This is a genomic window from Pseudomonas sp. 18058 (assembly GCF_902706155.1).
GTDB lineage: Bacteria > Pseudomonadota > Gammaproteobacteria > Pseudomonadales > Pseudomonadaceae > Aquipseudomonas > Aquipseudomonas rustica.
In genome coordinates, this window is sequence record NZ_CACSJY010000036.1 from 15,426 (window position 1) to 39,954 (window position 24,529).

Annotated in this window: 23 protein-coding genes; 13 read left to right on the top strand and 10 right to left on the bottom strand. The window is 59.4% G+C overall.

Annotated features, from left to right (window positions below; all coding sequences use genetic code 11):
• Positions 1-160 precede the first annotated feature (160 nt).
• The gene (locus GVL50_RS19050) at positions 161-871 is read right to left on the bottom strand and encodes a TraX family protein (RefSeq protein ID WP_159814739.1); all 711 of its coding nucleotides are present in this window, start codon (positions 869-871) and stop codon (positions 161-163) included.
• A gap of 126 nt (positions 872-997) precedes the next feature.
• On the opposite strand from GVL50_RS19050, the gene GVL50_RS19055 reads away from it, so the two are divergent.
• From GVL50_RS19055 to GVL50_RS19065, 3 genes are all read left to right on the top strand, one after another.
• The gene (locus tag GVL50_RS19055) at positions 998-2,038 is read left to right on the top strand and encodes a low specificity L-threonine aldolase (RefSeq protein ID WP_008084160.1); all 1,041 of its coding nucleotides are present in this window, start codon (positions 998-1,000) and stop codon (positions 2,036-2,038) included.
• 304 nt (positions 2,039-2,342) lie between these two features.
• Positions 2,343-2,873 (top strand): transposase, encoded by a 531-nt coding sequence (locus GVL50_RS19060; RefSeq protein ID WP_159814740.1) that lies wholly within the window; start codon positions 2,343-2,345, stop codon positions 2,871-2,873.
• Between the two features lie 302 nt (positions 2,874-3,175).
• Positions 3,176-4,000, top strand: a complete 825-nt coding sequence (locus GVL50_RS19065) for an NAD(P)-dependent oxidoreductase (protein ID WP_159814741.1) — start codon at positions 3,176-3,178, stop codon at positions 3,998-4,000.
• 121 nt (positions 4,001-4,121) lie between these two features.
• Here the strand turns inward: GVL50_RS19065 and gbcB are convergent, their stop codons facing one another.
• Positions 4,122-5,222 carry a glycine-betaine demethylase subunit GbcB gene (gbcB, locus tag GVL50_RS19070; protein ID WP_053124547.1) on the bottom strand — a complete coding sequence of 367 codons (1,101 nt, stop codon included), beginning with the start codon at positions 5,220-5,222 and terminating at the stop codon, positions 4,122-4,124.
• 294 nt (positions 5,223-5,516) lie between these two features.
• On the opposite strand from gbcB, the gene gbcA reads away from it, so the two are divergent.
• A complete protein-coding gene (gene gbcA / locus GVL50_RS19075; RefSeq protein WP_053124549.1) occupies positions 5,517-6,812 on the top strand; it encodes a glycine-betaine demethylase subunit GbcA in 1,296 nt (431 codons plus the stop codon).
• A 753-nt stretch (positions 6,813-7,565) separates the two neighbouring features.
• Here the strand turns inward: gbcA and GVL50_RS19080 are convergent.
• From GVL50_RS19080 to GVL50_RS19110, 7 genes are all read right to left on the bottom strand, one after another.
• Positions 7,566-8,132, bottom strand: coding sequence for a GNAT family N-acetyltransferase (locus tag GVL50_RS19080; RefSeq protein ID WP_159814742.1), 567 nt, complete (start codon positions 8,130-8,132; stop codon positions 7,566-7,568).
• A 229-nt stretch (positions 8,133-8,361) separates the two neighbouring features.
• The gene (locus tag GVL50_RS19085) at positions 8,362-9,132 is read right to left on the bottom strand and encodes an electron transfer flavoprotein subunit beta (protein WP_159814743.1); all 771 of its coding nucleotides are present in this window, start codon (positions 9,130-9,132) and stop codon (positions 8,362-8,364) included.
• Positions 9,133-9,141: 9 nt separating this feature from the next.
• Positions 9,142-10,362, bottom strand: a complete 1,221-nt coding sequence (locus tag GVL50_RS19090) for an electron transfer flavoprotein subunit alpha/FixB family protein (protein WP_159814744.1) — start codon at positions 10,360-10,362, stop codon at positions 9,142-9,144.
• Positions 10,362-12,311, bottom strand: a complete 1,950-nt coding sequence (gene dgcB, locus GVL50_RS19095; protein ID WP_159814745.1) for a dimethylglycine demethylation protein DgcB — start codon at positions 12,309-12,311, stop codon at positions 10,362-10,364. Before dgcB ends, GVL50_RS19090 begins: the two co-directional genes overlap by 1 nt.
• A 162-nt stretch (positions 12,312-12,473) precedes the next feature.
• Entirely contained in the window at positions 12,474-14,534 is a 2,061-nt protein-coding gene (dgcA, locus tag GVL50_RS19100; RefSeq protein ID WP_053124557.1) for a dimethylglycine demethylation protein DgcA, read from the bottom strand.
• A gap of 15 nt (positions 14,535-14,549) precedes the next feature.
• Entirely contained in the window at positions 14,550-15,080 is a 531-nt protein-coding gene (locus GVL50_RS19105) for a DUF5943 domain-containing protein (protein WP_159814746.1), read from the bottom strand.
• Between the two features lie 107 nt (positions 15,081-15,187).
• Positions 15,188-16,165: a dipeptidase gene (locus GVL50_RS19110; protein WP_159814747.1), complete on the bottom strand. Its 978-nt coding sequence runs from the start codon at positions 16,163-16,165 to the stop codon at positions 15,188-15,190.
• A 234-nt stretch (positions 16,166-16,399) separates the two neighbouring features.
• Between GVL50_RS19110 and GVL50_RS19115 the strand changes: the two genes are divergently transcribed.
• The 3 genes from GVL50_RS19115 (at position 16,400) to GVL50_RS19125 (ending at position 17,673) form a co-directional block, all read left to right on the top strand.
• The gene (locus tag GVL50_RS19115) at positions 16,400-16,801 is read left to right on the top strand and encodes a lysozyme inhibitor LprI family protein (RefSeq protein ID WP_008083168.1); all 402 of its coding nucleotides are present in this window, start codon (positions 16,400-16,402) and stop codon (positions 16,799-16,801) included.
• 102 nt (positions 16,802-16,903) lie between these two features.
• Complete coding sequence (locus tag GVL50_RS19120; RefSeq protein WP_159814748.1) at positions 16,904-17,227, top strand: helix-turn-helix domain-containing protein; 324 nt, start codon at positions 16,904-16,906, stop codon at positions 17,225-17,227.
• 29 nt (positions 17,228-17,256) lie between these two features.
• Complete coding sequence (locus GVL50_RS19125; protein ID WP_158959954.1) at positions 17,257-17,673, top strand: DUF3010 family protein; 417 nt, start codon at positions 17,257-17,259, stop codon at positions 17,671-17,673.
• Between the two features lie 84 nt (positions 17,674-17,757).
• Here the strand turns inward: GVL50_RS19125 and GVL50_RS19130 are convergent, their stop codons facing one another.
• Complete coding sequence (locus GVL50_RS19130; protein ID WP_159814749.1) at positions 17,758-18,702, bottom strand: GlxA family transcriptional regulator; 945 nt, start codon at positions 18,700-18,702, stop codon at positions 17,758-17,760.
• Between the two features lie 206 nt (positions 18,703-18,908).
• Here GVL50_RS19130 and GVL50_RS19135 point away from each other — a divergent pair, with 206 nt between their 5' ends.
• The 6 genes from GVL50_RS19135 (at position 18,909) to GVL50_RS19160 (ending at position 24,476) form a co-directional block, all read left to right on the top strand.
• Positions 18,909-19,853, top strand: coding sequence for a choline ABC transporter substrate-binding protein (locus tag GVL50_RS19135; protein WP_053124565.1), 945 nt, complete (start codon positions 18,909-18,911; stop codon positions 19,851-19,853).
• Between the two features lie 111 nt (positions 19,854-19,964).
• Positions 19,965-20,852, top strand: a complete 888-nt coding sequence (locus GVL50_RS19140) for a 3-keto-5-aminohexanoate cleavage protein (RefSeq protein ID WP_053124567.1) — start codon at positions 19,965-19,967, stop codon at positions 20,850-20,852.
• A 156-nt stretch (positions 20,853-21,008) separates the two neighbouring features.
• Positions 21,009-21,974, top strand: a complete 966-nt coding sequence (locus GVL50_RS19145; protein WP_102900073.1) for an L-carnitine dehydrogenase — start codon at positions 21,009-21,011, stop codon at positions 21,972-21,974.
• Between the two features lie 227 nt (positions 21,975-22,201).
• The gene (locus GVL50_RS19150; RefSeq protein ID WP_159814750.1) at positions 22,202-22,678 is read left to right on the top strand and encodes a thioesterase family protein; all 477 of its coding nucleotides are present in this window, start codon (positions 22,202-22,204) and stop codon (positions 22,676-22,678) included.
• Positions 22,679-22,702: 24 nt separating this feature from the next.
• A complete protein-coding gene (locus GVL50_RS19155) occupies positions 22,703-23,866 on the top strand; it encodes a gamma-butyrobetaine dioxygenase (protein ID WP_159814751.1) in 1,164 nt (387 codons plus the stop codon).
• 346 nt (positions 23,867-24,212) lie between these two features.
• Positions 24,213-24,476 (top strand): hypothetical protein, encoded by a 264-nt coding sequence (locus GVL50_RS19160; protein ID WP_007962640.1) that lies wholly within the window; start codon positions 24,213-24,215, stop codon positions 24,474-24,476.
• The last annotated feature ends 53 nt before the right edge of the window (positions 24,477-24,529 follow it).

Sequence of the window (24,529 nt, forward strand, 5' to 3'; positions counted from 1 at the left end):
CAGCTCAAATGCCTGCGGACGCCACGCAAAGGTGCGTTTACGACATGGCTGGAAATGACCCAAAGAATGCATCCCCCTGTAGGAGCTGCCGAAGGCTGCGATCTTTTGACTTTGATTTTCAAGATCAAAAGATCGCAGCCTTCGGCAGCTCCTACAGGGGTTAGGCGAGCAACTGGCGGACGGCGAGCAATAGGAGGAAATGCGCGGGATAAAGGGCGTAAGCCCAGCGACGCATTGGCGGTGGCTGCAGATGTCGCACATGTCGCAACAGGAACATTCCGAGCACTGGCGCAAACAGACACGCGGCAATCCCAAGAATGGCCACGCTACTGCCGAACCTCGCCGAGTAGTAAAGCACTTGCCATTGATTCGCTGCGAGGCATACCAATCCCGGCAACAGGCTGAAATACCACGGCCGACGAAACACCAGCAGCATCGCCAGCGGCAACAAAACACCGAAGAACCCGAACATCAGCCGCTCCGGGAAAACCATCGCCAGCACCAGTGCAGCAACACCGAGCAATCGCGACATCACCGATGGATCCTGCCACCCCCGCGCCACCAGCAAGCCCAGCGCCAGCGTAGGCATCACATTCAACGTATCCGGCTCGGGAATGTACAACCGATACGGAATCTCACTCACCGCACTGAACAGCAACAACCACCCCAGATAGCGCCACTCCATCTTCCGCGAACCATCGCGCGAAAGATTCGCCGCCATCGCCAGGCAAAACCACGGAAATGCCAATCGTCCCGGCACGTACAGCCAATCGGCGGAGAACCCGACATATCGCAGGTGATCGAGCAACATGCTCAGCAGCGCCAGCCACTTGAGCAGATCCAGCGCGCCGTCGCGTTTTCTCAGGTGCATAATCGGCCTGCATCCTTGTAATGTTCAGACAGCGACATCTCGTGTGCTCCCCGGAAGATCTTCGGTAAAGTGCGCACCATCATTGACCACGAGCCTTCACAAGAGTCTCGACCACGGAAGCCGGCCATGACCGACAAGAGCCAACAATTCGCCAGCGACAACTATTCCGGTATCTGCCCTGAAGCCTGGGCTGCCATGGAACAGGCCAACCACGGCCACCAGCGCGCTTACGGCGACGATGAATGGACCGCACGCGCGTCCGACCATTTCCGCCAATTGTTTGAAACCGACTGCGAAGTGTTCTTCGCCTTCAACGGCACCGCCGCCAACTCGCTGGCCCTGTCGTCGCTGTGCCAGAGTTACCACAGCGTGATCTGCTCGGAAACCGCCCACGTCGAAACCGACGAATGCGGCGCCCCGGAATTCTTCTCCAACGGCTCGAAACTGCTGATCGCCGGCACTGAAAACGGCAAAATCACCCCGCAGTCGATCCGCGAAGTCGCGCTCAAGCGCCAGGACATCCACTACCCGAAACCGCGCGTGGTCACCCTGACCCAAGCCACCGAAGTCGGCAGCGTCTACACTCCGGAAGAAGTTCGCGCCATCAGCGCCACTTGCAAAGAACTGGGCCTGCACCTGCACATGGACGGCGCGCGCTTCTCCAACGCCTGCGCCTTCCTCGGCTGCTCGCCAGCGGATCTGACCTGGAAGGCCGGTGTCGATGTGCTGTGCTTTGGCGGCACCAAAAACGGCATGGCCGTGGGTGAAGCGATCCTGTTCTTCAACCACAAACTGGCGGAAGACTTCGACTATCGCTGCAAACAGGCCGGTCAGTTGGCGTCGAAAATGCGCTTCTTGTCGGCCCCGTGGGTCGGCATCCTCGAAACCGATGCATGGCTGAAATACGCGCGCCACGCCAACCACTGCGCGCAATTGCTCGCAGAACTGGTCAGCGACATTCCCGGCGTCGAACTGATGTTCCCGGTGCAGGCCAACGGCGTGTTCCTGCAATTGTCGGAACCGGCGATCGCCGCGCTGACCGCGAAGAACTGGCGTTTCTACACCTTCATCGGCAAGGGCGGCGCACGCTTCATGTGCTCGTGGGACACCGAAGAAGAACGCGTCCGCGAACTCGCCCGCGACATCCGCGAAGTCATGTCCGCCTGACCTGACGCCAGCGCACTGATCGTTCCCACGCTCCGCGTGGGAACGCCTCCCGGGACGCTCCGCGTTCCATCCCCAGACGCTAAACACCGCTATGACGCAGAGCGTCAATGGCTGCATTCCCACGCAGAGCGTGGGATCGATCTTCGGCCGAGGATGACTTTTCCCACCGTAATACCAGACTTCTCTTCTAGCGCGATCATCCCACCCGCCTCACCCTGATCGTTACCACGCTCTGCGTGGAAACGCCTCCCGGGACGCTCCGCGTTCCATTCCCGTCGCACCGCAAGATTCAAGGAAGAATCCCATGGGCCGCAGCCGCTACACCATTACTGAAACCGACAAACCGCATTTCCTGACTTGCACGATCATGGAGTGGTTGCCGTTATTCATCCGCCCGTACATCGTCGACCACCTGCTCAACTGCTGGCGTTATCAACAGACCCACCATGACTTGAAGCTGTACGGCTACGTGATTCTGGAAAACCATCTTCACTTCGTCGCTCAGGCGCCCGACCTGAGTAAATGCCTCAGCCAATTCAAATCTTTCACCGCGCGACAAATCATCGATGATCTGCAAAGCAAAGGTGCCGACAAAGCTCTGCAACGCTTGCGCTTTAGCCAGCGCGCGCATAAGCAGGATCGGGTTTACCAGTTGTGGCAGGAAGGTTCACACGCAGAAATGGTCTACAGCGAATCGGTGATGCGTCAGAAGCTTGAATACATCCACGACAATCCAGTGAAACGCGGGTATGTGGACTTGCCGGAGCATTGGCGTTATTCGAGCGCTAGAGACTACGCGGGAATGCCGGGGCTGATTAAGGCTCAGTGCTGGTAATGATGGGACGCAGAGCGTCCCGGCTGCATTCCCACGCGGAGCATGGGAACGAGCAAATTGAGTCCGCCCGACCTCCGCACTGATCGTTCCCACGCTCCGCGTGGGAATGCCTCTCGGGACGCTCCGCGTTCCAGCCTCACCATAGACGTAAAGCTGAGCACCGCTATGACGCGGAGCCTCGACGGCTGCATTCCCACGCGGAGCGTGGGAACGATCATGGCGGAGACAGCGTTACCTGATCTGCTTGGTCTACATTGTCTGTCGAGCCCTTCACTCATATAACAATAAGCAGGAGCATCGGCATGTCGTTACAAGGCAAAACCCTGTTCATCACCGGCGCCAGCCGTGGCATTGGCCGTGAGATTGCGCTGCGTGCCGCGAGGGACGGGGCAAATATCGTGATTGCGGCGAAAAGCGCCGAACCCCACGCCAAACTGCCCGGCACCATCCACAGCGTCGCCGCTGAAGTCGAAGCGGCGGGCGGCAAGGCGTTGGCGTTGCAGGTGGATGTGCGTGATGAGGATGGCGTGCGCCAGGCTCTCGCCCAGGCCAACGAACATTTCGGCGGCATCGATGCGCTGGTGAACAACGCCGGGGCAATCAAACTCACTGGTGTGCAACACATCGAGCTCAAACGCTTCGACCTGATGCACCAGATCAACACCCGCGCGGTGCTGCTGTGCAGCCAGGCCGCCCTGCCCTATCTGAAGAAATCCTCGGGGCACATCCTCAATCTGTCGCCACCGCTGAATCTGGCGAACAAATGGTTCGCGCAGTTCAGCCCGTACACCGTGACCAAGTACGGCATGAGCATGCTGACGCTGGGGATGAGTGAGGAGTTTGCCGCGTACGGAATCAGCGTGAATTCGTTATGGCCGCAGACGATGATTGCCACGGCGGCGATTGAGTTTCAACTGGGGAATCGGGAGTCGTTCAAGCAGGCGCGAACGCCAGCGATCATGGCGGATGCGGCGCATGTGATTCTGGATAGCCGCGATCGGCAGATCACCGGGCGGCTATTGATCGATGAAGAAATTTTGCGCGAGAGCGGCGTGACTGAATTTGATCATTACCGCTTTGAACCGGGCAGCACCACAACCCTGATGCCCGACCTGTTCATCGATTAAAACGCATAACCCCTGTGGGAGCGGGCTTGCTCGCGAAGGCGTCGAATCAGCCAACATCACCGTTGAATGACACAGCGCTTTCGCGAGCAAGCCCGCTCCCACATTGGAATGGCGTCGCCCATTAAAACTCGATACGCACATCACCTTTAGGCACACTGCAGCACGACAAAATAAACCCTTCGGCCTCGTCGTCCTCGGTAATCCCACCGTTGTGCTCCATCTCCACCTCGCCACCCAGCTTCAGCACCTTGCACGTCCCGCAAATCCCCATCCCGCAGGCTTTCGGAATCATCAACCCAAGTTTGGCCGCCGCCGCATGTACGGTCTCGCCCGGTGCCACACGGATGCTCTTGCCGGACGAGGTGAACTCGACCTGATGCAGATCGGCGATATCGATTTCCGGTGCATCCGCAGCTTGCTCCGCCTGTTCCACCGCATCGGCACGGGCCTCGGGCGGCGTGGCACCGAACGATTCCTCGTGATAACGCGACATGTCGTAACCAGCCACTTCCAGCAACCGCTTGACCGCATTCATGTACGGCGTCGGCCCGCAGCAGAACACTTCGCGCTCAAGGAAGTCCGGCACCATCAGTTCCAGCATCTTGTGGTTCAGGTAACCGCGATACCCGGCCCACGGCTCACCCAAGCCGTGCTTCTCACAAATCAGGTGCAGGCTGAAGTTGTCGATCCGCGACGCCATGTGTTCCAGCTCGCGGTGGTAAATGATGTCTTTCGGCGAGCGCGCACTGTGGATAAAGGTCATGTCGACGTTGGCGTTGGTGTCGTAGAACCAGCGCGCCATCGACATGCACGGCGTAATGCCGACGCCGCCGCTGAGATAGAGGACTTTCGGGCTTGGGAAGTCGATGGCGTTGAACAGCCCGACCGGCCCGTGCACCGCCAACTCCTGCCCTTCATGCAGCGTGTCGTGCAACCAGTTCGAGACCTTGCCGCCCGGCACGCGTTTGATCGTCACCGAAAAGCTGTACGGCACCGACGGCGAACTGGAAATGGTGTACGAACGCATGATCGGCTGGCCTTCGATTTCCAGCTCCAGGGTCACGAACTGCCCGGGCTTGAAGAAGAACAGGATCGGCTGGTCGGCCATAAAGCAGAAGGTGCGCACGTCCCAGGTTTCCTGGATGACTTTGACGCAACGGACGATGTGTCGGCCATTGGCCCAGGTCTGGGTGGTGACCGGATTCAGGAAGCTGTTGGACATGCTGTTCTCCACGGCCGACTGTCGGCCTCATGTCGGCGATTCTGCGTATAGCGCGAACCGCCCGTTTACCTATCCGCGACATCGGCATACTTATCGCGACCAGCCCCCAACCACCGGGGGTTGCGCGTCGGGAACAGATTGCATCATGTCGCCCATGGATAAGGTTGCGCCCCGCGCCGGGCCCACACTCGCCCCAACACCAAGACAGATTCTTTACACCTTGCGTAGCCACTTTGCAGCACCCCTGATTAGCCACATTCGCCGGCCACGTAGAGGGCCATGAGGATCACATCGATGGACGTCACCGCAAAAATCAGCCTGGGCGATCCGCTGGAACCCGCACGCAAGGCCACCGCACAAATGCTCCAGGAGCGCGAGCGCACGTTCTCGCTGCCACAACCGTTCTACAGCGATGAACGCCTTTTCGATATCGACATGCAGGAGATCTTCCAGAAAGAGTGGTTGATTGCCGGCATGACCTGCGAGATCCCGGCCAAAGGCAACTACCTGACGCTGCAGATCGGCAAGAACCCGATCATCGTCATTCGTGGCGCTGAAGGCGTAGTGCATGCGTTCCACAACGTTTGCCGCCACCGTGGCTCGCGCCTGTGCACCAGCGAGAAGGGCAAGGTCGCCAAACTGGTCTGCCACTATCACCAGTGGACGTACGAACTGGACGGTCGCCTGTTGTTCGCCGGCACCGAAATGGGCGCCGACTTCGACATGAAGCAGTACGGCCTCAAACCGGTGAACGTGAAAACCGCCGGCGGCTACATCTTTATCAGCCTGGCAGAGAATCCGCCGGCCATTGATGACTTCCTGTCGACGCTGAACCATTACATGGAACCGTACGACATGGAGAACACCAAGGTGGCGATCACCACCACCTTGATGGAAAAAGCCAACTGGAAACTGGTGCTGGAAAACAACCGCGAGTGCTACCACTGCAACGCGTCGCACCCGGAACTGCTGAAAACCCTGCTGGAATGGGACGACGTCACCGACCCGCGCGCCGATCAGGCGTTCAAGGATCACGTCGCCGCCTCCGCTGCAGCCTGGGAAGCCGAAAAGATTCCTTACGCCCACGCCAGTTTCGGCCTGCGCAACCGCATCGTGCGCATGCCGCTGCTCAAAGGCACCGTGTCGATGACCCTCGACGGCAAACAGGGCTGCGCGAAACTGATGGGCCGCATCAAGAACCCGGATCTGGGTTCGATGCGCATCCTGCACCTGCCGCATTCCTGGAACCACTGCATGGGCGACCACATCATCGTCTTCACCGTGTGGCCGATCAGCGCGCAGGAAACCATGGTCACCACCAAGTGGATCGTGCACAAGGATGCGGTTGAGGGTGTGGATTACGATGTTGATCGCATGCGTCAGGTGTGGGATGCGACCAATGATCAGGATCGGCGTCTGGCTGAGGAGAACCAGCGCGGGATCAACTCGACGGCGTATCAGCCTGGGCCTTATTCGAAGACCTATGAGTTTGGTGTGGTGAATTTTGTGGATTGGTACAGCGAGCGCTTGCTGAACAACCTTGGGGCCGAGCCTGCGCCTTACCTCAAAGGTGTGCCTGTACAGGGCTAAGATCTAAAGCTTCGCGGGCAAGCCTTGCTCCTACAAATGGAATGAGTTCCCTTGTAGGAGCAAGGCTTGCCCGCGAAGGCGTCCTGACAAACACCACATCCCTAAAGCCAGATTGCACAATTTCTGATCAACCACCCCACACCCCATACCCACCAAGCCTCCCAGCCTTCCGCAAACAAGTTATCCACACACCCACCCACAGCAAATGGGGACAACTGTGGATGACTCGGAAAATATCCCACTGATTTGCAAAGAAAAACCGTGACTTATCCAGAAGTACGGTTTTGAAAACACATTGATCGCTTTTTGATCAACAACCTGCAAGCCACGCCATTCGTGGCCTTCAGCGGATGGCAAACACCTTATCCACAGAAGCACCAACAGAGATCGGGGGTAACTTAATGCCTGCTGTGGAAAAGCCCTGAAGACTGCGAAATATCAGGCCCAACGGGCAATTCATCGAGTCAAAAGCGCGAATTGATCAGTTATTGATCAACTCTCTGAAAGCCGCGTTATATATAGCTCTCAGGGGTTAGCGAACATCTTATCCACAGATGCGCCAACAGAGATCGGGGGTAACTTACGCAGTTATCCCGCAGAAAAATCCTGTAAAAACCGTAACTTAAGCTGGTTGTTTTTTGATCTGCGGCCCGCAAGCCACGGCAGACATGACTTGCAGCGAAGGGTGAACACGTTATCCACAGACTGACCAACAGGGATTGTGTGTAAACCCTCGTCAGTGGATAACCGAGTTCATGTTCGGTGCATCAGATAGGCCTCGCCCGTCACCCGGATCATCGGATGCGGAACCACTTGGCAGGTTTTGACGATGCCGAAGCCATGCCGCTCATAGAAGCGGCGGGCGCCGGTGTTGGCGGCGTAGTCGATCAGGCTCAGACCTTTGAGCGCGAGCTGATCGGCGCGGGCCTGGGCATGCTGGAGGAAGCGCACGCCCAACCCTTGATTGCGCCAACCTTCGTGCAGCGCGAGGCTGGAGATGTACAGCGTGTCCGCCACTTCCATGTCGGCGTATGGCGCTAGCACGGGGTCGGTGGGCGGGGTCGGGGCTGGATCTTCGCGCGTGACGTAACTGTGCATAATGCCAACCACGCGGCCGTCGGCCTCAGCGATCAGGCAGTTCTGCCAGGAAAAATCCACATCATCGCGGGCATAGCGCCGCTCACCGACATCGAGCAATGCCTCACCCGGCTCCGCCAATTGGCTCCAGATGTAGTCCGAAGCACCCTCCGAAGAGATCTGAAACAAACGCGCAATGTCGCGCGCATCCGTGCGCCGGGCAGGTCGAAACTCAACGGTCATTCACTTGACTCCTCGGGGGTTTGAGCGGGTGTTTTAACCTGTGGTTGAAGCTGATCGCAAAGGAATGCCGGGGATTTTTCATGTCAACAAATGACTTGTAGGAGCTGAGCTTGCTCGCGAAAGCGGTGTTTCAGTCGACACATCCGCCGACTGACACACCGTCTTCGCGAGCAAGCTCAGCTCCTACAGAGGATCAGCGGTGTCAGCGGTGTCAGCGGTGTCAGCGGTGTCAGCGGACGACGCCTTCTTCGATGAGGAGTTTGAGGATGGCTTCGGCGCCTGCCTGTGGGGTAACGCCTTTGAGCACTTGCCCACCGCCGCCGCTGGCTTTTGCTGTGGCGGCTTTCATCCGGTCAGCACCGCTTTTGGCTTTGATCACTTTCAGGCGTTTTGGCCGTGATTTGGCCGGTTGCAGGGTGGCGACGGACAGAAGTTCATCATCGATAACTTCAACGTCGTCCGCCTCCAGTACACCTCGTCGCGCCGGGCCGTAAGCACTCTGCCGAGGTTTCGGCGCAGCGTTATCCACAGTCGCGAGAAACGGCAGTCTCACCTTCAAGCGACGTCGTTGCCCACGCGGCAAAGCCTGCAGCACCAACGCCGATCCATCATTGATCGACTCAACCTGCGCCAACCCGACCACCAGCGGCCAGCCCAAACCTTCGGCGAGCAGAAACGGCAACATCCCCGAGCCTTCACCGGTTTCGGCCTGGCTGCCGGTCAGCACCACTTGCGCCCCCGCATCGCGGAGATACGCGGTCAGCGCCGGTAACGCATCAGCGCCAGTCGGTTGCTCAAGCACATGCATCTGTTCCAGGCCCATGCCCAGATAGGCGCGCAACGCCGGTTCGGCAACATCGCCGGCATGCAGCACTTGCAGGTTATCCCCAGCGAGTTGCAGGCCCAACTCCACAGCGCGCGCATCTTGCTCGGCGCGACGTGGCCGGCCGGAGGTCGGGTGAGCGCCGATTGAAACCAGACTGATAACTTTCGTGTTCATAGCGTTTCCTTAAGCCGCATCGCGCTTGGCGTCGTTGCGGTAAGCCGCCACCGCCGCGATCAAGGCTTGAAGAATCTCTGCGCTTTCGCCGATCACCGAGAGGTCGGCGCGTTTGATCATGTCGCAACCGGGATCGAGGTTGATCGCCACGACCTTGTCGCAGGCGCCAATGCCCTGCAAATGCTGGATCGCCCCGGAGATACCCACAGCGACATACACCCGCGCGGTGACCCAGGTGCCAGACGCGCCGACCTGGCGATCACGCGCCATAAAGCCATCGTCCACCGCCACCCGCGATGCGCCTTCGGTGGCGCCGAGTGCGGCAGCCGTTTCGTGGAACAGCGCCCAGTCCTTGACGCCGTTACCGCCGGAGAAAATGAACTCCGCTTCGGCCATCGGAATCGCTGCCGGGTCGACCGCCACAGCACCAAGATCTTCGATCCGCGACAGGCTGCGGGCGACGCCTGTGGATAACTCAACCGGCAACGCTTCATGACGGGTTTCGCTGACCGGTTCGGCACATTCCGCCGACGCCAGAATCAACCGCGCGAGCGGACGTGCAAGATCCTGCAAGCCAGCACCGGCGCGGCCGATGCAATCCTGATCCTTGACCTGCCAGACCCGCGTCGCCGGGCGTTCGCCCAGTGCTGCGGCGAAGCGTCGACCGAGTTCACCGCCACCGCTGCGACTGTCCGGTAGCAGCCAGTGACGCGGATTGAACTGGTTATCCACAGCACGCAAACCCTGCACGCGCTGCTCCGGTGCATAACCGCTGAAGGCTTCACCTTCGAGCACCAACAAACGATCGACGCCAGCAGTAGCGAACGCGTTTTCCTTATGCTCGCCAAAGACCACCGCCAACACCGCGCCATCCTTGCCGGCCAGATGATGAGCGAGGCCAAGCAAATCGCGATCGTGGCTGCTCAAGCGGCCACCGACCATGTCCGGCACCACGCTGATGTAAAACGCCGGGGCTGGCACCTGATGCAGCGGCAATTGCACTTCCACAGCCGCCGAACGTTTGACCGCCCCGCCCTGCTGCGCGCCGCTGCGGTCGATCCGTTTGATGCCGTTGGGGCCGATAAAACCCATGCCGTGCAGGTTCTTGCGGATGACGCCGTTCGGCCCCATCCAGCTGTGCTGCGCCGGTTGCATTGCCGCGTGCAGCGGGTGCAAACGGTTACGGGCAATCCATTCGGCGCGCGGGTCGCGGCGGATAATGTCGCTCATCAGTGGGCCTCCGCAGGTTCACGTTTGGCCGGGGTGGCAGGCTTGCTTGGCGCGGCGTCTTCGAGCAGCGCGTCGGCCACCAGTTCGGCAATGTCCTTGATCAACGGACGCGGTTCGACCACGCCTTCGAGCATCGCCGTGCATTGTGGACAACCCACGGCCACCAGTTCGGCGCCGGTCTCGCGGATGTCCTCCATGCGCATGTCGGGAATCCGTTGCTTGCCCGGAATGTCAGTGATCGGCGCCCCGCCGCCACCGCCGCAGCAGCGTGAGCGGAAGCCGGAACGCTGCATCTCTTTGACTTCAATGCCGAGCGCGCGCAGCACTTCACGCGGCGCCTCGTACTCGCCGTTGTAGCGGCCGAGGTAGCACGGATCGTGATAGGTCACGCTGTTGCCTTTGTGCTGACCGAGATTGAGTGCGCCGGCCTGAATGATTTCCGCCATGTAGGTGCTGTGGTGCTGCACCAGGTAGTTGCCGTCGAACGCGCCGTACTCGTTTTTCAGCACATGGAAACTGTGCGGATCGCAAGTGACGATGCGGTTGAAGCTGTATTTGCCCAGGGTCTGGATGTTGCGTTTGGCGAGCAACTGGAAGGTTGCTTCATCGCCCAAACGGCGCGCTACGTCGCCGCTGTCACGCTCTTCAAGACCGAGCACGGCGAAGTCGATTTTCGCCGCTTTCAGCACTTTGACGAAGGCGCGCAGGGTGCGTTGGTTGCGCATGTCGAAGGCGCCGTCGCCGACCCAGAACAGCACGTCGGTGGATTTCTTTTCGCTGAGCAGATTGAGGTTCAAGTCCGCCGCCCAGTTCATCCGCCCGCCCGGGGCGAAACCGCCGGGGTTGTCGGTGGCGATGAGGTTTTCGAGGACTTCGGCGCCCTTGTTCGGGGTCGCGCCTTTTTCCAGGGTCAGGTGACGGCGCATGTCGACGATGGCGTCGACGTGCTCGATCATCATCGGACACTCCTCGACGCAGGCGCGGCAAGTGGTGCACGACCAGAGGGTTTCGGCGTCGACCAGACCATTGACGATCGGTTGATGCGGATTGCCGCTGTGTTCGCCGATTGGTTTGCCGGGATACGGGCTGCCGGCGAATTTCGCATCGGTACCGCCGGCGAGGCCGACGACCATGTCTTGAATGAGTTTTTTCGGGTTCAGCGGCTGGCCGGCGGCGAAGGCCGGGCATGCGGCTTCGCATTTACCGCACTGCACGCAGGCGTCGAATCCGAGCAGTTGGTTCCAGGTGAAATCTACGGGTTTCTCAACACCCAGCGGTGCTGACGGATCATTGAGATCCAAAGGTTTCAGGCCCGTGGAACGACCGCCGCCAAAACGCTCAGCGCGACGGTGCCAAGCCAAATGCAACGCACCGGCAAAGGCGTGTTTCATCGGCCCGCCCCAAGTCATGCCGAAGAACAGTTCCGACACGCCCCACAACACACCAATCGCCAAAATGGCCGCGAGCACCCAGCCACCGAAGTTTTCCGGCAGGATTCCGGCCACCGGCAGAGTCAGCAGAAAGAACGACGCCGAGAATGCCAGCAAGCTTTTCGGCAGGCGCATCCACGGGCCTTTCGACAACCGCGCTGGCGGGTTGCGCCGACGCAGGTAAACGAAAATCGCACCGACGAACATCACCGCCGTCATCAGCAGCAAGGCGTAACCGAGAATGCGGTTATGCAGGCCGAAACCGTGCACCAGCAGCGCCAGCACAATCGACGCCACCGCACCGCCGGCCGCGGCCACGTGGGTGTTGGCGATGTATTTGTCCCGCGCGACGACATGGTGCAAATCGACCATGTAACGCTTGGGCATGGCGAACAGGCCGCCGATCAGGTCGACCTTCGAGGCCCGGCCCCGAAGCCACATGGCCACCCGCCGCAACGCGCCAAGGACACCAAGGCCCAGAGCTGCGAACAACAGGATTGGAAGAAGGGTGTTCAACATGGTGAAGCTCCCACCAGTACAACCTGGAGAAACACGGCGTTCAATGATCGTTCCCACGCTCTGCGTGGGAATGCATCCCGGGACGCTCCGCGTCCCAAAGCGGACGCGGAGCGTCCATTGCGGCATTCCCACGCGGAGCGTGGGAACGATCGTTCGCGAGGCTTAGAAGTCTTTGCACAACCGCAACGCGTCGTAGATGGCTGCGTGGGTATTACGCTGCGCCACGCAGTCGCCGATGCGGAACAGCAAGTAACCGTCGCCCGTGGTGCTCAACGATGGCTGCGGTTTGATCGCGAACAAGGCATCGATATCGATCTGGCCCTTGTTGCGCGAACCGTCCTTGAGCCCGTAATACAGCTCTTCGTCGGGGCGCACGCCGTTCTCCACTACCACCTGATCGACCACCCGCTCCTCTTTGGCGCCGGTGTATTCGTTCTCCAGCACCGCGATCAATTTGTCGCCTTCGCGGTAAACCTTCTCCAGCATCATGTCGCCGGTCATGATCACTTCTTTCGGGTACATGCTGCGGTAGTAGGTCGGGAACGACGTGCCGCCGATGGCCACGCCCGGTTTGATGTCGTCGGTGACGATCTCGACCTGGCTGCCCTTGTCAGCAAGGAAGTCGGCAACCGACATCCCGGTGAACTCGCAAATGGTGTCGTACACCAGCACGTTCTTGCCCGGCGCGACCTTGCCGTCCAACACGTCCCAGCTGCTGACAACCAAACCTTCAGCGGCGCCCCAGTGTTCGTTCTGCTCCAGGAACGGATGACCGCCAACCGCCAGCACCACCACGTCCGGACGCAAGTCCATGATGGTCGCAACGTCAGCTGCCGTGCCCAGACGCAGATCGACTTTCAACCGCGCCAGTTCCAACTGGAACCAGCGGGTGATGCCAGCAATCTGGTCACGCTGCGGCGCTTTCGATGCCGTGGTGATCTGCCCGCCGATAAATTCTTTCTTCTCGAACAAGGTTACGTCGTGGCCACGTTCAGCCGACACGCGAGCGGCTTCCATCCCCGCAGGCCCGGCACCGACAACGACCACTTTGCGTTTGACGCCGGTGGATTTTTCGATGATGTGCGGCACGCCCATGTATTCACGGGAGGTCGCGGCGTTCTGGATGCACAGCACGTCCAGACCTTGGTACTGACGGTCGATGCAATAGTTGGCGCCGACGCACTGTTTGATCTGATCGATCTGGCCCATTTTGATCTTGGCGATCAGGTGCGGGTCAGCGATGTGCGCGCGGGTCATGCCGACCATGTCGACGTAACCACCTTCGAGAATGCGCGTCGCCTGGTTCGGATCCTTGATGTTCTGCGCGTGCAAAACCGGCGCCTTCACCACTTCTTTGATGCCCGCAGCCAGGTGCAGAAACGGCTCCGGTGGATAACTCATGTTGGGGATAACGTTGGCCAGGGTGTTGTGGGTGTCGCAACCCGAACCGACCACACCGATGAAGTCGAGCATGCCGGTGTCGTCGTAGTACTTGGCGATCTGCTTCATGTCCTCGTGGGACAAACCGTCCGGGTGGAATTCGTCACCGCACAGACGGATGCCGACGCAGAAATCATCACCGACTTCCTTGCGCACAGCCTTGAGCACTTCGAGGCCGAAACGCATGCGGTTTTCGAAACTGCCACCCCACTCGTCCGTACGCTTGTTGACGCGCGGGCTCCAGAACTGGTCGATCATGTGCTGGTGCACGGCGGACAGTTCGACACCGTCGAGACCGCCGGCCTTGGCCCGCGCGGCGGCAGTGGCGTAGTTGCCGATCACCCGCCAGATTTCTTCCGGCTCGATGGTTTTGCAGGTCGCGCGGTGCACCGGTTCGCGGATGCCCGACGGCGACAGCAGGGTCGGCCAGTGCTCGCCATCCCAGCGCGAACGACGGCCCATGTGGGTAATCTGAATCATGATCTTGGCGCCATGCTTGTGCATCGCGTCCGCCAGATTCTGGAAGTGCGGAATGATCCGGTCGTCCGCCAGGTTCACCGATTTCCACCAGCCTTGCGGGCTGTCGATGGCCACACTGGAAGAACCGCCGCAAATCGCCAGGCCGATGCCGCCCTTGGCTTTCTCTTCGTAGTATTTGACGTAGCGGTCGGTGGTCATGCCGCCGTCCGTTGCGTAGACCTCAGCGTGCGCAGTGCTGAGCACGCGGTTGCGGATGGTCAGTTTGCCGATCTGGATCGGCTGGAACATTGCTTCGAAAGCCATGGCGGGTTCCTCGACTTACAACGGCTTGACGGTGAACAAGCCGTCTTCGTGGCCTTCTTCGGAGCCACCGTAAACTTGCTCGGCAACCGTGCGAATCTTGCTGCCGCGGGCTTCAAGAATCTGATCCATCGCACCGGCAAACCAACCGGTGAACATGTAGTCGACCTTGCGCCCGACCTTGCCGTAGACGTAGACGAATGCCGAGTGTTCGAGCTTGACGCTGGCAGTGCCTTTGTCGAGGTCGATGTCCTCAATCTTGAACAGGCCCCAGCCGCGTTGCGACAGGCGTTTCATGTAATGCTCGAATACGGCGACGCCTTCCAGGCCGTGGCATTCAGCTTCTTTTTCACACCAGTGCCAGGCGGATTTGTAGCCGGCCTTGTAGAGGATCTCGGCGTAGGCGTCAGCGCCCAATACTTCTTCGATGCCCATGTGGTTGTTGACGAAAAAGTGGCGCGGTACGTAGAGCATCGGCAGGGCGTCGGAGGTCCAGACACCGGTCTCGCTGTCGACTTCGATTGGCAATTGCGGGGCGATCTTGGCCATGGAAAGTTAACTCCAGAAAAAATAGTGGATTCAGTGGTGACCGCTGCCCTCACCCCAACCCTCTCCCGCAGGAGAGGGGGCAGTGCGGCGGCGGTCTTGAGTCAGCGTTACTCGCCCCAGACGTCTTTCAAGACGTTGACCCAGTTCTCGCCCATGATCTTGCGCACGACGCGCTCGTGATGGCCGCGCTTGAGCAGGGTTTCGGTCAGGTTCGGGAACTCGCCGACAGTGCGGATGCCCAGCGGGTTGATGATCTTGCCGAAGCTGGTCAGACGGCGGGCGTAGCCCTTGTCGTGGGTCAGGTATTCGAAGAAGTCCTGGCCGTGACCCTGGGTGAAATCGGTGCCGATGCCGATGGCGTCTTCGCCGACGATGTTCATCACGTACTCGATCGCTTCGGCGTAGTCGTCGATGGTCGAATCGATGCCCTTGGCGAGGAACGGCGCGAACATGGTCACGCCGACAAAACCGCCGTGGTCGGCAATGAACTTCAGTTCTTCATCAGACTTGTTGCGCGGGTGCTCTTTGAGCCCCGACGGCAGGCAGTGGGAATAGCAGACCGGTTTTTTCGATTCGAGGATGACTTCTTCAGAAGTCTTGGAACCGACGTGAGACAGGTCGCACATCACGCCGACGCGGTTCATCTCGGCAACGATTTCGCGACCGAAACCCGACAGGCCGCCGTCACGTTCGTAGCAACCGGTGCCGACCAGATTCTGGGTGTTGTAGCACATCTGCACGATGCCGACGCCGAGCTGCTTGAACACCTCGACATAGCCGATCTGGTCTTCAAAGGCGTGGGCATTCTGGAAGCCGAAGAGGATGCCGGTTTTGCCCTGCTCCTTGGCTTTGCGGATGTCGGCGGTGGTGCGCACCGGCATCACCAGGTCGCTGTTGTCACGGATCAGCTTCTGGCTGGCGGCAATATTGTTCACGGTCGCCTGAAACCCTTCCCACACCGACACAGTGCAGTTGGCTGCCGTCAAACCGCCCTTGCGCATGTCTTCAAACAGCTCGCGGTTCCATTTGGCAATGATCAGACCGTCGATAACGATGCTGTCGGCGTGTAATTCGGCTGGGCTCATCAGGCGTCCCCTTATTGGCGATTCATGCGCCGAATCGTCTGCCGGCGCTTTGGGGCCAGCATATGCCTCGGTGCAGGGGCGACCGGGTGCAAAAACGACAGGGGAATTGCCGAAAGCGTCAATCCGCGACAAAGGGTCATCCGCCGCCCCGACCGGCCACCTTTCCAAGCCCGCACGCTTGAGCCAGAATCACCGGCATCTTGCAAACACCACTGGATTAGAGCGGCGACAACAATGAAATCGATCTTCCTGGCCCTGGCACTGATTGCGACCGGCGTACACGCCGCCGAAGAGTCCGACAACAACCCGTGCGACGCAGTCGAAAACGACGTCCAGACCCTGGAATGCTCGACCTACAGCCGCACCACCGCCGAAGACCTGCTCAAAGACAACTACGCCAGCCTGACCGAACGCATGCAGACCGCATACGGCAAAAACGCCACGCAACTGGCGGACATCACCGCCAAACTCAAGACTGCTCAACAGCAGTGGCTGAAGACGCGGGATGCGGATTGCGCGGTTGAGGCATTCCCGGCTACGGCGGGGAGCAAGGCTTTTACCATTGCGCAGAATGATTGCGTGGCGCGGATGAGTGATGAGCGGTCGGAGTTTTTGGAGTCGATTGGGCAGGAGTGATCCTGATTACTCGCAACATGCCGTCAAACGTTGCTGGTTGGTCTCGCGAGAAATATAAGCAAAGATCCTCGAATCTTATAAAAGACTTATATTTCTCCGAACATGAAATTGTCCAAAGACATCCAAATCATCAACGACGCCGAGGGCAAACCGGCCTTCGTGGTCATTCCCTATGCGCAATACGTCGCACAGAAAATACAACCAAATCTGATTCCCCATGAGGTCGTCAGTCGGATGGTCGATGGGGCCACACCGATCCGTGCCTGGCGCGAACACCTTAACCTGACTCAGGAAGAAGTCGCCAAACGCATGCGTATTTCGCAACCGGCGCTTGCACAGCAGGAATCAGTCGCCAAGCCACGCAAGGCCACTCGCGAGAAAATTGCAGCGGCATTCGGCATCACCGCCAGTCAGCTTGAGTTGTAAGCTGTCCTCTTCACTTCAAGGAATTCTCCATGAACATCTGCGGCATTGAAATCAAAGGCAGCGAAGCGATCATCGCCGTGGCCGCTCTCGACGGTTCGACCCTGAGCCACATTCCCCTCGCCACCAAGAAAATCGCCCTCGACGAAGATGACGAAGCGGCGAACGTGAAGCTGTTCGCAGCGCAGGTGGCGTCGTTTGTGCGTGAGAATTCGGTTGACAGGATTGCGATCAAGAAGCGCAGCAAGAAAGGTGAGTTTGCCGGTGGGCCGACGACGTTCAAGATTGAAGGGATTTTGCAGTTGCTCGATGGCTGTGAGGTGACGCTGTTGTCGCCGCAGACGATCAATGCGCAGGCGAAGAAGCATAATTTTGAGCTGCCGGGGACGCTGAACAAATATCAGCATGAGGCTTATAAAGCGGCGTGTTCGGCGTTGGTGAAAAAGTAAGATCAAAAGATCGCAGCCTTCGGCAGCTCCTACATTGGGCTGCATTTCCCTGTAGGAGCTGCCGAAGGCTGCGATCTTTTGATTTCAGGCTTGGGCGGTACGCCGGTCTTCGCGGGGGCAGCGGGCGAATTTTGCGCGATAGCTGCGGGTGAAATACGACGGTGACTCAAACCCGCAGGCGATGCTGACCTCGAGCACGCTCATGTCGGTCTGGCGCAGTAGCTGCCGGGCCTTTTCCAGGCGCAATCGCAGATAGAAATTGCTCGGCGTATCGTTCAGATGCAGCCGAAACAACCGTTCCAGTTGCCGCCGCGTGACTTTGATCGATTCCGCCAATTGCAGCGTGGTCAGCGGCGGTTCGCTGTGCTGCTCCATCTCGCCGATCACCTGCACCAGTTTCTTGTTATTGATGCCATAACGCGTAGCGACTTCCATGCGCTGGTGGTCTTTGCGCGGGCGAATCCGCCCCAGCACAAACTGCTCACTGACCTCAATCGCCAGCTGCGGCCCATGGGCCTGGGCGATCAGATCGAGCATCAGATCGATGGACGCGGTGCCGCCCGCCGAGGTGATGCGCCGACGGTCGATCTCGAACAGCTCTTGAGTGACGCTGAGCTGTGGATAAGATTCCTTGAACGCATCGATCGCTTCCCAGTGCAGGGTCAGGCGATGGCCCTCTAGCAACCCGGCTTCGGCAAGGACAAAGCTGCCCGTGTCGATGGCGCCCAACGTCACGCCATCGTTATCCAGCCGCCGTAACCAATGTTCAAGGTTTGGCGTGGCGAACTTCAGCGGTTCAAACCCGGCCACCACCAACAACGTCGCGCCTTTCTTCAGGGGTTCCAGCGCAGCATCGGCGTTGACCGACATACCGTTACTCGCCAGCACCGCCCCGCCATCAGCGCTGAGTACGTGCCAGCGGTACAGCTCGCCACGAAAGCGGTTGGCCACGCGCAGCGGTTCGATGGCGGAGATAAAGCCGATGGCGGAGAAGCCCGGCATCAGCAAGAAATAGAAATCCTGAGACATGTGCGCACTCGATTCGCGGGTAACGAGAGGGAGGGGAGCGTGGATCGTTGATACGCCGATTGTCGTCAGCGTTCAAGCGTGCAGGTCGCTACAGTGCAAATGCCCGTCGCCGTAGTGCGCTTTGACGGGCGCATTGCTGCGTAACTTTGCATCACCGGCGCACCAGATGCCGGGAACCACAATAACGACCTGCCGAGGAACCCGACATGAAACGACTGATCAGCAGCTGTGTTCTTGCACTCAGCGGTACCGCTTTCTTGAGCGCCAGCGTCATGGCGGCCGAACCTGCGTCATGCCAGAACGTGCGCATGGGCGTGGTCAACTGGACCGACGTGATCGCCACCAGTGCGATGACCCAGGTACTGCTCGACGGCCTCGGCTACAACACCAAACAAACCAGCGCGTCCCAGCAAATCATCTTCGCCGGGATTCGCGATCAGCGTCTGGACTTGTTCCTCGGTTACTGGAACCCGTTGATGACGCAAACCATTACGCCGTTTGTCGACGCCAATCAGGTCAAAGTCCTTGAAGCACCGAGCCTGAAGGACGCCCGCGCCACCCTCGCGGTGCCGACCTATCTGGCAGATAAAGGCCTGAAAACCTTTGCCGACATCGCCAAGTTCGAAAAGGAACTCGGCGGCAAGATTTACGGCATCGAGCCGGGCTCGGGCGCCAATACGCAGATCAAGGCAATGATTGCCAAGAACCAGTTCGGCCTCGGCAAGTTCCAGTTGGTCGAGTCGAGCGAGGCCGGCATGCTCGCCGCCGTCGATCGCGCCGTGCGCCGCAAAGAGGCCGTGGTGTTCTTCGGCTGGGCGCCGCACCCGATGAACGTCAACGTGAAGATGACCTATCTCACCGGCAGTGAAGACGCCCTCGGCCCGAACGAAGGCATGGCCACGGTGTGGACGGTGACCGCGCCGAAATACGCCGAGCAATGCCCGAACATCGGTCGCTTGCTGAGCAATCTGACCTACACCGCCGAAGACGAGAGCCGGATGATGCAGCCGCTGCTCGATCACAAGGATGCTTTCGAATCCGCCAAGCAATGGCTCAAGGATCACCCGGAAGACAAGCAGCGCTGGCTCGACGGTGTGACCACGTTCGATGGCAAACCAGCCGCTGAAAACCTCCAGCTGACCAGCAAATAACCCTCTCAATTTAAAGCCCCTCTCCCTGACGGGAGAGAGAGGACTGAACCACGCTTCGCAGCCCCGAAACGGGCTGCGGACAGACCCATCACGCCTGAAGGAAACCGCACCATGAACCACGACGTCATCATCACCTGCGCACTCACCGGTGCTGGCGACACGACCGCCAGAAGCCCTCATGTGCCGGTCACCCCGAAACAAATCGCTGCGGCGGCCGTTGAAGCCGCCAAGGCTGGCGCCACCGTCGTGCACTGCCACGTGCGTGATCCGCAAACCGGCAAGTTCAGCCGTGACGTTGCGCTGTACCGCGAAGTGATGGAGCGCATCCGCGAGGCGGACGTCGACATCATCGTCAACCTCACCGCCGGCATGGGCGGCGACCTGGAAATCGGCGCGGGCGAGAACCCGATGGAGTTCGGCCCGAACACCGATCTGGTCGGCCCATTGACCCGACTGGCGCACGTAGAAGAATTGCTCCCGGAAATCTGCACCCTCGATTGCGGCACCCTGAATTTTGGCGATGGCGACACTATTTACGTGTCCACTCCGGCGCAACTGCGCGCCGGCGCCAAGCGCATTACCGAGCTGGGCGTGAAGGCTGAGCTGGAAATTTTCGACACCGGGCATCTGTGGTTTGCCAAGCAGATGATCAAGGAAGGCTTGCTGGATAACCCGCTGTTTCAGCTGTGCCTGGGCATTCCATGGGGCGCACCGGCGGATACCACGACGATGAAAGCCATGGTCGATAACTTGCCCGCCGATGCAGTGTGGGCAGGGTTCGGCATTGGCCGGATGCAGATGCCGATGGCGGCGCAAGCGGTGCTGCTTGGCGGCAACGTGCGGGTCGGGCTGGAAGACAACCTGTGGCTGGACAAAGGCGTGCTGGCGACCAACGGCCAATTGGTCGAACGCGCCAGCGAAATCCTCAGCCGCCTCGGCGCCCGCGTTCTGACCCCGGCGGAAGGCCGCAAGAAGATGGGCCTGACCCAGCGCGGCTAAGCCTCAGCCAAAAAATGGGGCTCTCACAGCCCCCCAATTTCACCTGTAGGAGCTGCCGAAGGCTGCGATCTTTTGATCTTGTTTTTTTAGATCAAGATCAAAAGATCGCAGCCTTCGGCAGCTCCTACAGGGATTACTTTCCACGGGAAAATTCCTATGAGCTTTATCACCGAAATCAAAACCTTCGCTGCGCTGGGCAGCGGTGTCATCGGCAGTGGCTGGGTCGCCCGTGCCCTCGCCCATGGCCTCGACGTCGTGGCCTGGGATCCGGCGCCCGGCGCTGAAGCGGCGCTGCGCAAACGCGTCGCCAATGCCTGGGGTGCGCTGGAGAAAAACGGACTGGCACCGGGTGCTTCGCAGGATCGTCTACGCTTTGTCGCGACCATCGAAGAATGCGTGCGCGATGCCGATTTCATTCAGGAAAGCGCTCCGGAACGTCTGGAGCTGAAACTCGATCTGCACAGCAAAATCAGCGCAGCGGCCAAGCCGAATGCATTGATTGGTTCGAGCACTTCGGGGCTGTTGCCGAGTGAGTTTTACGAGAGTTCGACGCATCCGGAACGTTGCGTGGTCGGCCACCCGTTCAACCCGGTTTATCTGTTGCCGCTGGTTGAGGTTGTTGGCGGCAAGAACACTGCGCCGGAAGCTGTGCAAGCAGCAATGAAAGTCTACGAATCCCTCGGCATGCGCCCGTTGCATGTGCGCAAGGAAGTGCCAGGATTCATCGCCGACCGCTTGCTCGAAGCGCTGTGGCGTGAGGCGTTGCACCTGGTTAACGACGGTGTCGCGACCACGGGCGAGATCGACGATGCGATCCGTTTTGGCGCTGGATTGCGCTGGTCGTTTATGGGGACTTTCCTGACTTACACCTTGGCCGGCGGCGATGCGGGCATGCGCCACTTCATGTCGCAATTCGGCCCGGCGTTGCAGTTGCCGTGGACGTATCTGCCGGCGCCGGAACTGACTGACAAGTTGATTGATGATGTGGTCGATGGCACCAGCGATCAGCTCGGTCGGCACAGCATTTCGGCGCTGGAGCGCTATCGTGATGATTGCTTGCTGGCGGTCCTTGAGGCGGTGAAGACCACCAAGGAAAAGCATGGCATGGCGTTCAGCGAGTAATGGGCTCGCTTCAAACCGCCGCCCTCACCCTAGCCCTCTCCCAGAGGTAGAGGGGACTGACCGAATTGATTGTTAGAGTTACGCCGACTTGCACCACCGAGCCGAACTCAAGTTTTGAATAGCATAAAAATCGGCTCCCTTTCCCCCTCGCCCCCTTGGGGGAGAGGGCTGGGGTGAGGGGGTAGCTCTTGATCTTAAAAACCCGCCCAATGCCCGGAACCCAAACCATGCCCCGCCTCATCACCTACCAAACCAAAATCATCCCCGACTGGGTCGACTACAACGGCCACCTGCGCGATGCCTTCTACCTGCTGATTTTCAGCTACGCCACCGATGCCCTGATGGATCGCCTCGGCATGGACAGCAACAACCGCGAAGCCAGCGGCCACTCGCTGTTCACCCTCGAACTGCACCTCAACTATCTCCACGAAGTGAAGCTCGATACCGAAGTCGAGGTGCGCACACAAATCATCGGCCACGACAGCAAACGCCTGCACCTCTATCACAGCCTGCACAAGGTCGGTGACGATCAGGAACTGGCCGGCAACGAGCAAATGCTCCTCCACGTCGACCTCGCCGGGCCACGTTCGGCACCGTTCAGCGCCGACACCTTGAGCCGTCTGCAAGCCATCGTCACGGAGCAGAAAGACCTGCCCGCTCCCGCTTACATCGGCCGCGTCATCGCGCTGCCACCCGCCCGGTAATTCCATCGATCGCAAGGAGCCGCCATGAACACCGCTGCTGCTGTTGCCGACTTCCGTACTTATCCGTTGATCAGCGCGCTAAGCGGCGTGCAGAGCCTGGCGGATCGTGTTGCCATCGAGTGGGCTGACGGCCGCGTCAGCCCGTTTCACCATGTCTGGTTACGGGACAATTGCCCGTGTCAGCAATGCGTTTACAACGTTACGCGCGAACAGGTTTTCGAGATCGTCGATGCCGCCATAGACCTGAAACCTGCCGCCTCACACATCGACACCGATGGCTGCTTACGCATCGATTGGCAGGACGGCCACCTCAGCCGTTTTGATCCGGGCTGGCTACGCGCTCACGCCTACGACGATGAATCCCGCGCAGAACGTATGGAAGCCAAACCCAAGCCCTACCTGTGGCGCAGCGATTTGCAGTTGCCGGTGTTCGAGTACGCGGCGCTGATGAACGACAACGCCGCCCTCCTGCAATGGATACTCGCCATTCGCGACATCGGTCTGACCCAAGTACGCGTCGTACCCACCGAACCCGGTTCACTGAAACTCATCGCCCAGCGCATTTCATTCATCCGCGAGAGCAATTTCGGCGTGCTGTTCAACGTGCAATCCAAGGCCGATGCCGACAGCAATGCCTACACCGCATTCAACCTGCCATTGCACACGGATCTACCCACCCGTGAGCTGCAACCGGGGCTGCAATTTCTGCATTGTCTGGTGAATGACGCCGAGGGTGGCGAGAGTATTTTTGTCGATGGCTTTGCGATTGCTGATGCGTTGCGCAGTGAAGACCCGGCGTCGTTTCAGGCCCTGTGTGAAATCCCCGTGGAGTTTCGCAATAAGGATCGGCATAGCGACTATCGCTGCCTGGCGCCGATCATTGCTTTGGATGCGCTGGGGAGCGTGGAGGAGATTCGCATGGCGAACTTCTTGCGCGGGGCGTTTGATACGTCGGTGGAACAGATGCCGCTGTTGTATCGGGCGTATCGGCGATTTATCGCGATGACCCGCGAGCCACGCTTTCGGCTGATGCAGCGGCTCAATCCCGGCGAGCTGTGGTGCTTTGATAATCGCCGCACGTTGCATGCGCGCAATGCTTTTGACCCGGCCACCGGGGCGCGGCATTTTCAGGGCTGCTATATCGACCGGGATGAGTTGTTGTCGCGGATTCTCGTGTTGCAGCGTTAGACCGTAAAAAGATCGCAGCCTTCGGCAGCTCCTACAGAGAAACGCATTCCAATGTAGGAGCTGCCGAAGGCTGCGATCTTTTGCTTTTCACCAGTCCAAAAAAAGCCCCGATACCAGCCGTGACCGGATCGGGGCTCAAGCTACTGTTGAGGAGCTGCCGTGCGAGGGTGACCAAACCTTCGTGAAGCGAGCTTGCGCCAGTGTGCCCACTCCCCTGTCTGTCGAGTTAGCCGAAAACGACCTGTTCATAGTCGTCGCAGCCACACAGACAAAACGCCCTTGCCGTCCCCGTTCCGGCCTTACAGAATCAAGCCAAGACCTCCGTTGCCACAGAAGGATTTGCGTGATGATGTACGCCGATTTGATTGACCAGGAAGACCTGTTGGGACAGCTCAAGGCCTTGGGTTTTCAGGTGCCGAGCGGTTCAACAGCCGAGCAGGCCTGCGAGTGCGCGGTGCGGGGTCTGGATAATGTTCGTGCGTTTGAACTGCGCAAGATGGTCAAGGACATGTACACGAGCGGCGCCAGTATTCAGCCGGCAGTGCGGCAGGCGATCGACAAGCAGTTGTTGCCAGCATTGGCGGACTATCAGCAAAGCCATAGCGCCTGAAAGCAGATCAAAAGATCGCAGCCTTCGGCAGCTCCTACATTGGAATGCATGAT